This is a genomic window from Metabacillus sp. cB07, assembly GCF_016839225.1.
Classification (GTDB): Bacteria; Bacillota; Bacilli; order Bacillales; family Bacillaceae; genus Bacillus_P; species Bacillus_P indicus.
Map to the genome: position 1 here is coordinate 2,790,835 of NZ_CP069296.1, position 11,985 is coordinate 2,802,819.

Genomic DNA, 11,985 nt, shown 5'->3' on the forward strand with positions numbered 1-11,985 from the left:
CTTGTAATACGTTCAGACTTGCTGAAAAGTTTCAGGATTTCAGCATATATAATGAAGCCCAGAAAATGCCTCTGCTTTTTTTGTAAATGTCATCGAACTGACTGAGAGGAAGAGGATTCACTCCCGTCCCAAGCTCTATAGTATACCCGCATTTCTTCTTCACCAAAACAAACCAGTCCCTGAATCCCGCATGACTGTCAATGGTTCTGATCGCTTTATAGCCGCTCTGCCTGCTGAATTCTTTCACGATGATGCCCGCTTGTTCCGGCTCACAGTTCATGTATCCCCAGTAGATTTCTTCGCCCTGGGTATGAACAGCGACAACCATATCAAAGTTTTCTGTCTCCACAAGCTTTGCCATCATAATGGATTCCGGTTCAGTCAGCGGCGCGTCACCCGGGTAATCCCTTGAAGACGGAGCTTTAGGAATTTTTCTCTCCTTTTCAATCTCCCAGTTCGCAGGATATTGATTGTTCAGATCCACTCCATTAATATTCGCCTTCCACTGTTCAAAATCAAGGCTGTTATTGTTCATGTGAAGCGTCGAATGATAGTGCGGATGATCAGACGGCAGTCCGTTCAGTACAAGCTGTACACCGTCAGGATTGACCATCGGGACAAAAGAAAGGGATACTTGCTGATATAAATCCATTGCGGAATGACCTTCAAATGACCCTCCGTCAACAACCGCTTCTAAATATTCATGGAGCCAGTTCATCAGGACAGATGTTGTAATCCATTCATTTGCATGAAAGGAGCCGTTCATATGAACTTTTTTGGGTCCGTTTCCAATTTTAAGCTCATATACTGGCAGCCCCAAAACACTGTGTCCAATTGTCCGTTTTTCTACAAAAGGATAGGCATGAAGGATTTTTTCCAGATCTTCAAGCAGAACAATGTAATCATATGCTCTCTTCTTCTGGATAAACTCAGGTGATGGCGGCAGTGGAAGCTGCCCCTCATAAAAGTCTATTATATTCCTAATATGCGGTGCATTGAAAGTGGACGATATGTGACATTTTACATTCTCGGTAAAAGGTATGCGGAGCGTTTCTCCTGAAAGGATGCAGGCTGCGGAACATGCCGGATTTGCCTCAAATAGGAGCTGTTCATGTATATTCAGCAGATGGGACAGTTCTTTTAAATGTGTATCCCTTTTCACTCTGACAATCATTACAATCCCCCCAAAAAATGTGCTTATATTCAGCATATGATTACATGCGGGCTTTCTTGTTAAAGCATTTATTAAAGAAGGGAATCAAAGAGAATAAAAAAAGCTTTGGCACAGGGCCAAAGCTTTTGCAGGTTTACTCTTTTTTTTCATTTTCCTTTTTCATTTCATCATAGAAACGAAGGAGGTCACCATAGATGATTTTATCGGAGTAGTTAAGCTCCTGTTTCGCTTTATCCATATATGGTTCACACGCATCCTTGTCTTCAGCAGGCTGCTCTGTTGATTTGTCGTAGCATGTGCCGCTTGTGTAGACAAATTTGTCTGTGATGAAGCTTCCATCACGTAGAACCGTAAAAGGAAGTTTATCTTTTGAGAAGAGATCCTTGCCGAATTCAATCTCATCTTTCGTCTCTACGCCAAGCAAATGCATTAGTGTAGGACGAATATCGATCTGTCCTGAAACGTCAGAAATGGTTTTAGGATTTTTATCCGTCACTCCAGGGATGTGAATGACAAAAGGCACTCTCTGAAGCTGAATTTCATCGTACGGCGTCACTTCTTTGCCGAGGAACTCGCCCATCGCAGCATTGTGGTTTTCAGAAATACCGTAGTGGTCACCGTAAAGGACGATAATGGAATTCTCGTAAAGCCCTTCATCTTTTAGCTTCTGAATGAAGTGCTTTAAGGCTTCATCCTGGTAACGCACAGTCGGGAAATAGTTATTCAGCGTTTTGCTGTTTGAGTTAAACTCATCCACCATTTTGTCTTCTTCGTTCAGTTCAAACGGGAAATGGTTGGTAAGCGTGATATGCTTGCTGTAAAACGGCTGGGGAAGTTCTTTCATATGGTCAACAGACTGTTCAAAAAACTCTTTGTCTTTTAATCCCCATCCGACAGAATTTTCTTCGTTTACTTCATAGTCATTTACATCAAAGAACCTGTCATATCCAAGTGCCTGATACATGATGTCACGGTTCCAGAAGCTTTTATTATTGGCATGGAAAACAGCCGAATAGTACCCTTGCTCTTTAAGAAGCTCAGGAGCAGCTACATATTCGTTGTTGCTGTTTGTAAAGAAAACGGCTCCCCGGCCTAGCGGATACAGGGAATTCTCTACGATAAATTCAGAATCGGACGTTTTCCCCTGTCCTGTCTGATGATAAAAGTTGTCAAAGTTGTAGCTTTCACCGATAAAATCATTTAAAAATGGCGTGATTTCTTTGCCGTTAATGGTTTCGTTAATGACAAAGCTCTGAGTCGATTCCAATGAAACCAGGATTACGTTTCTGTCTTTTGCAATGCCGAACATGTCTTTGTCCGGTTCCTTCTTATTCGCTTTTACATAGTTCTCAATTTCAGTCAGGCTGTTGCTGTCTGCAAGAGCGCGCTGTGCAGATGTTTTAGACTGCAGCACGCCGTCATAAATGTGGAAATTATAGACGCTGATGTTTTTCACAAGCATTTCACGGTCAAATGAACGTGTAAGCAACTGCGGACGTTCAGTCTCAGCCAGTCCCAGGTTGAAGAAAAAGATACCGGCAACAAGCAGATAGAAAGCTGATTTTTCTTTTCTTGTGACGGCGGCACCTGCCTGAAAGCGCGGACGCTTCATAAGCCAGGCAAGAATGACAATGTCAACAAGCAATAGCAGATCAAGCGGTTCAAACAGGGAAGAAATACTGCTTCCGAGGTCACCCATATTGCTTGTCTGAAAAAGAACCGGAATTGTCAGGAAGTCATTGAAAAACCGGTAAAAAACAATGTTTGCAAGCAAGACAAACGTTACGATCATGCTCGCAGCAAGGATATATCGGTTGCGGTTTTTCTCTTTCATGAACAGGCCAAAGCCGAAGATAAACAAAAGAAAGCTCAGGGGGTTAATAAACAGGATAAACTCTTGGGTGAAATTTTCAATTTTGATATCAAAGCTAGTTTTGTAGACAATGTATGTTTTGATCCACATGAACAGTGTCGCGATAAGCAAAAATGAAATTTTTGAAAATGATTGGATACGCATTTCATAACCTCCTCATTCGTTAGAACCTGCGCAGTCAAGATCTCGTTTTTTTATTTTTTTAAATTCTCTTTAATTTCCATAAATTAGGCAGATTGAACAACTAAACCATATCTTAATACTTCTTTAACAAAAAATCAATCGTTTTTAACACTTAGCTTACAATAGGATGATAGAATTGTAATGTTGTTCAGCTTATTCGTTTTACCCTATAGTTAGACGTATAAAACCCAAAAAGGTTTCAAAAATGCCAAAGTAAATATCTTCTGAATATTCTTTAAAATAAGAAAGGAGCCTTATCTGCTTTGATAAGGCTCCTTTTAGTATTGCTTGCCCGGGCTTTTATATGCGATTAAACCGCGGAAAGTTTTGTTTTTACAAGCCACGCTCCGCCAATAACGCCCGCATCATTGCCAAGAGTTGCAATGGATATGGACGCGCCTTCAGCCACACGCGGGAATGCATAACGCTTGAAATACTTTTCTGTGTTTTTTCTTAAGTGCTCTCCGGCTCTTGAAACTCCTCCGCCGATTACAATCTTCTCCGGATTCAGACCGTTTGAAAGGTTTGCAAGTGCAAGTCCAAGCTGTTTCGTAATATACTCAACAACTTCCGATGCAAGAGCATCTCCCTGTTCAGAAGCTTCAAAGACATCTCTCGACGAAATGCTGCCATTTTCGGCATAAAGGGTTCTGAGGCTGCTCTGCGCATCACTTTCGCTCAATTTTTCAACGGCAAGTCTTACAATGCCCGTTGCAGATGCAATTGTCTCTAAGCAGCCTTCTTTGCCGCAGTTGCAAGGTGCTCCGCCTTCAGTCACAGAGGTAATGTGTCCTATTTCTCCCCCTGCACCGTTTACACCATGCACAACCGTTCCGTTTGAAATGATGCCGCCGCCGACTCCTGTGCCAAGCGTTACACAAATAACATCCGTCGCTCCGTCTCCGGCTCCCTTCCACATTTCGCCGATCGCTGCGATGTTTGCATCATTGTCAATAACGGCTCTGAGGCCTGTCTCAATTTCAAGGTGATGCTTTAACGGGTAATTTTTCCAGCCGAGGTTCACTGTTTCATACACAAGTCCTGTTTCTAAATTCACAGGGCCCGGTGCACCCATGCCAATGCCGGCAAGCTTCGCTTTTGTCTGGCCAAGCTCTGCAAGTTTGGCGTCAATTGCCTTTGCAATATCTGTCGTAATGGTTTTTCCGCTTTTATCTGTAGGGATCTCCCATTTTTCAATCATTTCGCCGTAATGGCTGATAAATGCCATTTTAATTGTTGTACCGCCAAGATCTATTCCAACCAGCCATTTATCTGTCATAATATGTCATCCTTTTTTGTTGTAGTCTTAGAGAAACCGTTTGCACAATCATTTAAAACAGCAGGAGCTATTTCTTTTCAAGAACCCGCTGCCTTTCCTGCCTAAGAAGCAGGATCGCCATTTGGTAGTCCTTTACGTCCATTAGGTTTGATTCATATATTTGCCTGATTTCCATTTCCATCAGTTCAAGATCAGCTGCTCTGTCTCCAATATATATGATCGTTCCCATTTTTTTCAGAAACTGCTGAATATCGTAAATCGTTTTCATCGCTACACCTGCTCATTTCATAGATATTCTGCATGAACCTACATAAAAGTATAAAGGAATGTCACTTTCCGTCAAGAGGATATTTTAAAATTCAAAACTAGAGTGTATTTTTTCAGGGAACAAAAAAAGAGCGGGCCCCGCTCTTCGCTACAATCCATTTATCAGAAGCGAACCGTAAAGATACAGTCCCCCTGTAAAAAACAGAGCAAGAACTGCTCCTGTCAGCCGCAAGCCCCATTTCTTCTGTTTGGGCAGCTGCACCATCAAAGCTGCAAGAAATCCTCCTGCAAGACCTCCGAGATGACCAGCGTTATCCACTCCTGGAAATGCAAAACCAAACAGCAGATTCAAAACGATGATAAAGATGACATTTGTTCCAATTGTCCTGAAAAACAGCTTTGGCTTAGCAATGCCCATATAGAGCAGGGCTCCGAAACATCCAAAAATGGCGCCTGATGCCCCCGCGGATATGGAAGGGCTGAATGCAAAGCTCGCTAGCGTTCCTGATGCTCCCGCAAACAAATATATAAGCAGAAACCTTACAGATCCGTACATCCTCTCAACCGCCCCCCCTATATAAAGAAGCGCCAGTGTATTCATCAGCAGATGTAGGATTCCGATGTGAAGAATAATGGGAGTGAACAAACGCCACCATTCCCCGTCAGCAAGCAGCGGGTTATATTTCGCCCCATAGTCAACAAGCGTCTGGGGGTTCTGGCTGCCTCCTGAAGCTTCAAGAAGCATAAACATGCCGACCTGCAAACCGATAAACAAATAGGTGAAAAGAGGTTTTCCATAACGGAAAAGCTGTCTTTCTTCATTCGCTTTCTTATTTGAATGAAAGATGGCCTCCTTCTTCAACAAGACTATGTCTGCTTCTTCTGCATCTACCAAAAACGGAAGCCTTTTCCCAAGCAGCGCTTCAAGATAGTCAATCATCTTCTGCTCATTGTCTTTATGGATGACAACCGATTTAATGGTTGTTTTTCCTTCCTGATGAGGTCTTTCGGTCCGGTGTTCCCAATCATCAACCGGCGGATAGGGGGAAAGATAAATATTCAGAAGCTGGACAGGGTGCTTGAATGTTTGCGCGCGGAGCCTATCTATTCTGAATGCGGTTCTCTCGATATCCTGCTGAAGCTGGCTGCCCCAGTCCAGGTCAATCTGCAGAATACGTATAAGCTGAAACTCTTTATTTTTATTTGGAGCAAGCAGAATTTCGCGGTCATCGTCCGAAAGACGGATGATCTGATCATTATGCCGCGTGACAGCATCGTGAACATATTTCCAGAATATTTGTTCCTGCCTTATTCCCATATGCTTCACTCCGACCTTTTTAAGTATAGTATATCAACTCCATGCATCCCTGTTAAGAAAAGCGCCTGTTCCTGAATTTTATGAAAAGCCGGCAAATATGCATTGATTGCGTTTCAATATCCTTTTTATGCTGCTGATTATGTATATGTCTGCAAAAAGATAAAAAAGCACCTGCAGGAGGCGCTTTCAGCGGAAAACACGAAACATAAACTTATTGCGGATAAACGGTATCCTCATCGACAGCTGTATAAATTGGTGCCGGATGGCCGGGCTGCTCAGAACAGCATTCATCAGCCTGTAGCGGTACTGATAAAAGACAAGAGCTCCGAGTATAGTCAAAAGTACAGAATTCACTTTTCGCATGATCATCCCTCCTGCTATTACTCTCTGCGGGAGATCACGGTTTTATCCATGCATCATTCACTTTCGGTTAATAAAAAAGAAAGACTAGCAATGCTGCACCAAGGATCGCGGTGAAATTAACGGCATCATTATCAAGAAAGCCGCCAATTTTCTCTCCTTCAGTATCGCAGTGCATCTTTTTTTCTGTTGTTTTTCCGCATGCAGGGCATTGAAACTGCACCTGAACGGCCGCACCGAGAAACGTATCAATCAGATTTCCGGCGAAGCCTATAAGAAAGATCAGATAGAACTCCATCGGCTCAAGATCAAAGACAGCATATGCACAAAGGGCTATCAGCCCGGACCCTGCCGCTGCGGCTGCTGTGCCGAGAACGCTGACTGCTCCTGATGTTCCTTTCTCCACTTGTTTCAAGGAAAAAATCATTCTCGGCTTCTTCCTGCTCAATGTTCCAATTTCTGAAGCCCAGGTGTCAGCATTTGCTGCAGCAATGGCAGCACTGTAGACAGCAAATCCCCCCTCAAATGGAAAAAATGCATAAAGAATGCTTAAAAGTGAGGCAGCCCCTCCATTTGCAAACACCTGAACGGCATCCCTCTGATCTCCTTTAACAAGCATCTCTTCAACACTCGCTTTTTGATTCCGCTTGTACTTGCTCCATAAGCTTGAGCTTCCAAAAAACACGCCAAGCAAGATCAGTCCCGGATAACCAAAGCCTGCATAAATGGAGATGCCGGTAAAAACCGCTGCCGCTGCACCGCCAAGCGTTAAAGATTTCAGCTTAAATCCTGCAGCAGAAATGCCCAGAATAAACAGAATGGCAATTAAAAGATCAGCCACTTGTCAAGATCACCTCATCTTCAGTTATGATCTTCCTGACAGGAATATCATGATGTTCTGCAGGAAGGTCCGGCAGAATTTGTTCAGAAAAGGCAAGTGAGACCGTCATCCCTCCAAATGAAGGAAGATACCGATCATAATAGCCTCCCCCGTAGCCGATCCGGTACCCCAATTTGCTAAAACAAACCCCGGGAACAAATAGAAGATCCATTTCATCAGGCGTCACTAAGGATGTTTTTGACACAGCAGGTTCCTTTAAGCCGTAATAAACAACCTCCAGCTGATCTTCTGATGTATACGTGCGAAATTCCATTTCCCTGGTTTTCGGCAGGCATCTCGGAATAGCTACACGCTTGTTCATCTGCAGCGCTTTTTCAATGATACGATTTGTGTCAACTTCCATGCCTCGTGAGATTGTAATGCCAATCGTCTTGCTGTCTTTCCAGCAGGAAGACTCAAAGAGTTGTTTATGTATACGCCCGCAAAGGCTTCTGTATGTATCAGGGTTCATCTCAGATAATTCGTCCAGCATTTGTTTTCTCAATGTTTTTTTCAGCATCAGCCATTCTCCCTTTGCTAAAATTCGCGTAAAAAAAAACAGCAAGGAAAAAATTCCTGCTGCTTACTTCGTTTCGCGGTGCAATGTAACCTTTTTCTCTCTAGAGCAGTATTTTTTAAGCTCCATACGATCTGGGTTATTACGTTTATTCTTTTTAGAAATGTAATTACGTTCGCCGCATTCTGTGCAAGCTAATGTAAGATTAACGCGCATATTGATTTCCCTCCAAACTGAAAAAACTTATACTAAATCAGACTTAACTATAATAGCATTTTTAAAAAATAAATGCCACATTATTTTCAACTTTTATTTCATACAGATGTTAGGAATTTTTTTTCGTGTACTCTTGCCAGGCGTTTGCCGTCTCTTCATTCATATCAGCGAGAGCTGAGTGATCCTGAATCTGGCACTGCCCGATCATCCCGCCAAGACTGCACGATTTTCCTACATAACTGTTTTCCCACAGAATGGAATGTGTAACAGAAGATTTTTCGTGGATGATGGCTGATTCAGACAATACAGTGTGAGGACCCACAGTCGCCCCTTCATGTATGATCGTATTGCTGCTGATATAGATTGGCCCCTTCAAAGTCACATCATCATGGATCGTGACACCGTCCTCCATCCAGATGCCCTTGGCAATCTCTTTTCCCTTAGGGGCGAGATTCACTCGATGTTCAAGCATATCAAATTGTGCTTCGCGGTAATTTGAGAGAGTTCCAATATCCGACCAGTACCCCTCCGCTCTGAAAAGGGAGATAGTCTCTTTATTTCGGATCATTTCAGGGAACAGATCATTGCTGAAATCACTGGATGCAAACTCTTCCAGGTAAGAGAAGATGCTTGGATTGAAAATATAGATCCCCGTATTGATGGAGTGATCTGAAAGGTCATTCCACTTCGGTTTTTCAAACATCCTGCTGATATGGGTTTCTTTTGAAAGCAGCACTCCGTATTCAATTGGGAGATCAAGCGGCTTTGTGAAGATTGTCGCAGCCGCACCGTGTGACAAATGATGATCAATGCCTGCGGTTAAATCAAAATCGGTCAGAATGTCCCCGCTGATGACAAGAAAAGGTTCTGTCAGAAGCTCTTCTGCAAGCTTGACGCTCCCTGCTGTGCCAAGAGGCATTTCCTCTTCACTGTATGTGATTCTGATGCCCCACTTCGAACCGTCTCCAAAATAGGACCTGATGGCTGACGACAAGTAATGTACGGTCATAATAACATCATCTATACCATGCCTTTTGAGAAGCTCAAGGCTATATTCCAGTACGGGCTTATTCAGTATGGGCACAAGCGGCTTTGGACAATGATTTGTAAGCGGTCTGAGCCGGCAGCCTTCTCCGCCTGCGAGGATAACAGCTTTCACTTTACTTCAGCTCCTTGTCTTTATGGAATTCAGCACTTCATATTCTTCTATCACTTGCTCTGCAAACAGATCATAGGAAAAACGCCGCGAAACGTCAGACAATCCTTCCTTCGCAAGGCGATCTGCCCATATTTTATTTGTTAGTGCCTCTAAGATAGCTGATGTTAAAGCTTCCGAATTCCCCCGCTCAAATAAAAGACCGTTTTCCCTATGCCGGATGATTTCTTTAAGCCCGCCGGTATCAGATGCAATTGTAAGCTTACATGCTGCCATGCTCTCAAGGGAGATCATTCCAAAGGGTTCATACAAACTTGGCACAACGGTCATCTCACAGTTCTTAAAACATATATGAAGAGGTGCATCGTCTAAAAAACCAAGAAATATGACATGATTTTGAACGTTCAATTCTTTCGCTAGTTTTTCATATTCGCTGCGGTATGGCCCATCTCCTGCAATTATAAGCCTAATTTCAGGAAAACGCTTTAAAATTTCCGGCATGGCTGCAAGCAGCACGCCGAATCCTTTTTCGGGGACCAGCCGTCCCGCTGCAAAAATATATGGCTCTCCAGATAAAAAAAGAGGTTTTTTGTTTTTAGAATTTTTATCATTCATATTACTTTTTAGCGGATTTATTCCATTATAGATGACCGCAGACTTGCCGGGGGCCATTTCTAATTGATCTTCAGCTTGTTTCTGCATATATTGGCTGCATACGATGACCCTGTCAGACTCTTTAACAAGCCTTTTTTCTTCCATAGTAATGTGTTTCTGCAGCGGGGTACATGCGGACCCGTTTCGCCCAATTTCTGTCGCATGTATGGTCGCTGCAAGCGGAACTCCCCAACCTTCCCTTACAGCCCGTCCGGCCCCGGCAGTCAGCCAGTCATGTACGTGAACAAGATCAAAGGAGAGGCCTCTATTTCTTTTCAAAAACTGAACGAAGGCAAAGTTCATGTTCAGCACCCACTCTTCAAGGCTAGTGCTCGTCTTATACAGGGGTTGTAGCCTGAAAATGTGCAGAAAAGGCGCCGGGTTCTCATAGCCTTGCAGAGCGGGGTCCGCTGCAGCGGTTAAGAGAATGACTGTTTTCTTTTTTTCAGCGAGGGCTTGAACAAGGACATGCACATGACGGCCTAGTCCGCCAATAAGATTTGGCGGATATTCTGTTGAAATCATAAGGACAGAAGCGTGAAGTTTGTGAAGCGAGCTTTTGACCTCCTCCACATTCTGCATATTCGTGTTTAAGTCCTGTAATATTACCGGTTCTTTTTCATCTGGAACATCCCCATATGAGGTGTATCCGGAAAAGCAGCGCTTCCAGTTCGTTCTGGAATAGGCCGATCGCCAATCTGAACTGCTGCCGCTGCCTGTTTCTCCATGAACGGAGTCAGATTTTGCAAGTGTAAGTTCTCTGCTTTGATCATATAAGACGAGGTCGGCAAAGTAGATGGCTTCCGTCCCGCTGTATGGAATAAATACATGCCTTTCCTTTTGCACCTCTATATCCTTATAAGCAAGAAACCCTTTTGCCTGCCTGAAAACGCGGATCTTTTTTCCAAGCAGGGAAAACGCTTTGCCGAATAGAGTGGACGCAATTCCTTTATCCGGCTCATCAATATGCCAGCTAGCATACAAACCTGACTGCTTTTTGGCGAGACTGATCCCTGTCCCCTTTTCATGAATGATATCCACTGTTATTCCCCTCGCTTCACTTGCTTCATTGTCATTTCCCGTACATCTATTTCTCTCCTTATTATGTCATAAATCCTGTATTTGAAAAAAGCTGATCCAATAAGGACAATTTTCGACAATATCTACGAATTTCCTTTAGTCCATAAGCTTTTTATGGTATAAAGAAAAAGGGAAAAAATATTAGAAGGTGAATAAAATGGAGATTATGATTATTGCCCTGTTTGCCGTAAGCATCCTTTTAATTGGCGTCTCATATTTTCAGAGAGATTCCGTTAAAGACATTGAACAGGAAGTAGAGCACCTGTCGGTATCATCTATGCAGGAGATCTACAAGCTGAAGAAAAAAGTCAGAGTTTTAGAAGAAGAAATTCTGCAAAACGGCCTTCAGCTTTCAGATTATGATTCAATCGATCCTCAAACGCTTCAGCGCATTGTTTTAAAGCATAATCAAGGATTATCCACTGAAGCCATTGCACGTTCTGAATACTTAAGCGAGGACGAAATCAGAGACATTCTTAAAAAGAATGAGAGGGTCCTCACATGAGCAGAAAAGGATTTCAATCGTTCGCAGCAGGAATGATTCTTTCCACATCTGTACTCGCTGCCACTCACTTTTTCGGAGAAAACAACGACAAAGCGACTGTGACTGTCAATAGAGAAGTAACTGAAAATGACATCAAAGAATACTTAATCAAAAACGGCCAGACGGCTGTTGATACGAAAGAATATGACGAATTAATCGCCTTTAAAGAAAAGGCTTTAATTGAAAAGCAAAAACAGGCTGAAAAACCTGCAGAAGAAAAGCCACAGCAGGAAAACTATACCCTTAAAATTGTAGACGGCATGGCGACTTCTGATGTTTCGCGTATTCTCGAACAGGAAGGCGTCATCGAATCCGCAAGCGAATTTAATGATTTTGTCATTAACGGAAATTACCATACAAAAGTACGCATGGGAACATTCCAGCTTAAAAAAGGAATGAGCTTCAGCGAGATTGTAAATGTTCTCGTAAAATAAAAAGGAGTGAACGCCAGAGAAATCGAGGCGTTCATTTTTCTATTCGGGAA

13 protein-coding genes are annotated in these 11,985 nt (G+C 43.0%); 2 read left to right on the forward strand and 11 right to left on the reverse strand.

All coding sequences use genetic code 11. The features are described 5' to 3' along the window. Nucleotides 1–31 precede the first annotated feature (31 nt). The 11 genes from JOJ89_RS14390 to JOJ89_RS14440 form a co-directional block, all read right to left on the reverse strand. The gene (locus JOJ89_RS14390; protein WP_203288091.1) at nt 32–1,174 is read right to left on the reverse strand and encodes a M14 family metallopeptidase; all 1,143 of its coding nucleotides are present in this window, start codon (nt 1,172–1,174) and stop codon (nt 32–34) included. A gap of 133 nt (nt 1,175–1,307) precedes the next feature. Further along, nucleotides 1,308–3,191 (reverse strand): LTA synthase family protein, encoded by a 1,884-nt coding sequence (locus tag JOJ89_RS14395; protein ID WP_029279683.1) that lies wholly within the window; start codon nt 3,189–3,191, stop codon nt 1,308–1,310. A 349-nt stretch (nt 3,192–3,540) separates the two neighbouring features. After that, nucleotides 3,541–4,509: an ROK family glucokinase gene (locus tag JOJ89_RS14400; protein WP_035207153.1), complete on the reverse strand. Its 969-nt coding sequence runs from the start codon at nt 4,507–4,509 to the stop codon at nt 3,541–3,543. A 67-nt stretch (nt 4,510–4,576) separates the two neighbouring features. Further along, entirely contained in the window at nt 4,577–4,777 is a 201-nt protein-coding gene (locus tag JOJ89_RS14405) for a YqgQ family protein (RefSeq protein ID WP_029279680.1), read from the reverse strand. A 147-nt stretch (nt 4,778–4,924) separates the two neighbouring features. Continuing rightward, the gene (locus JOJ89_RS14410) at nt 4,925–6,094 is read right to left on the reverse strand and encodes a rhomboid family intramembrane serine protease (protein WP_203288093.1); all 1,170 of its coding nucleotides are present in this window, start codon (nt 6,092–6,094) and stop codon (nt 4,925–4,927) included. Nucleotides 6,095–6,280: 186 nt separating this feature from the next. Then, nucleotides 6,281–6,457, reverse strand: coding sequence for a hypothetical protein (locus JOJ89_RS14415; RefSeq protein WP_087946341.1), 177 nt, complete (start codon nt 6,455–6,457; stop codon nt 6,281–6,283). Nucleotides 6,458–6,524: 67 nt separating this feature from the next. Continuing rightward, on the reverse strand, nt 6,525–7,295 hold the full coding sequence (locus JOJ89_RS14420) for a DUF92 domain-containing protein (RefSeq protein ID WP_203288095.1): 771 nt from the start codon (nt 7,293–7,295) through the stop codon (nt 6,525–6,527). Then, nucleotides 7,288–7,854, reverse strand: a complete 567-nt coding sequence (locus JOJ89_RS14425) for a 5-formyltetrahydrofolate cyclo-ligase (protein ID WP_203288097.1) — start codon at nt 7,852–7,854, stop codon at nt 7,288–7,290. The genes JOJ89_RS14420 and JOJ89_RS14425 overlap by 8 nt, the downstream gene beginning before the upstream one ends. Before the next feature lie 63 nt (nt 7,855–7,917). Then, the gene (rpmG, locus tag JOJ89_RS14430) at nt 7,918–8,067 is read right to left on the reverse strand and encodes a 50S ribosomal protein L33 (protein ID WP_070875478.1); all 150 of its coding nucleotides are present in this window, start codon (nt 8,065–8,067) and stop codon (nt 7,918–7,920) included. 109 nt (nt 8,068–8,176) lie between these two features. Next, nucleotides 8,177–9,226 carry a nucleotidyltransferase family protein gene (locus tag JOJ89_RS14435; RefSeq protein WP_051827297.1) on the reverse strand — a complete coding sequence of 350 codons (1,050 nt, stop codon included), beginning with the start codon at nt 9,224–9,226 and terminating at the stop codon, nt 8,177–8,179. A 6-nt stretch (nt 9,227–9,232) separates the two neighbouring features. Beyond that, entirely contained in the window at nt 9,233–10,918 is a 1,686-nt protein-coding gene (locus JOJ89_RS14440; protein WP_203288099.1) for a glycosyltransferase family 4 protein, read from the reverse strand. A 196-nt stretch (nt 10,919–11,114) separates the two neighbouring features. Here JOJ89_RS14440 and JOJ89_RS14445 point away from each other — a divergent pair, with 196 nt between their 5' ends. Beyond that, complete coding sequence (locus JOJ89_RS14445; protein WP_029279669.1) at nt 11,115–11,462, forward strand: hypothetical protein; 348 nt, start codon at nt 11,115–11,117, stop codon at nt 11,460–11,462. After that, on the forward strand, nt 11,459–11,935 hold the full coding sequence (locus JOJ89_RS14450; RefSeq protein WP_029279667.1) for an MltG/YceG/YrrL family protein: 477 nt from the start codon (nt 11,459–11,461) through the stop codon (nt 11,933–11,935). The genes JOJ89_RS14445 and JOJ89_RS14450 overlap by 4 nt, the downstream gene beginning before the upstream one ends. Nucleotides 11,936–11,985: the final 50 nt, after the last annotated feature.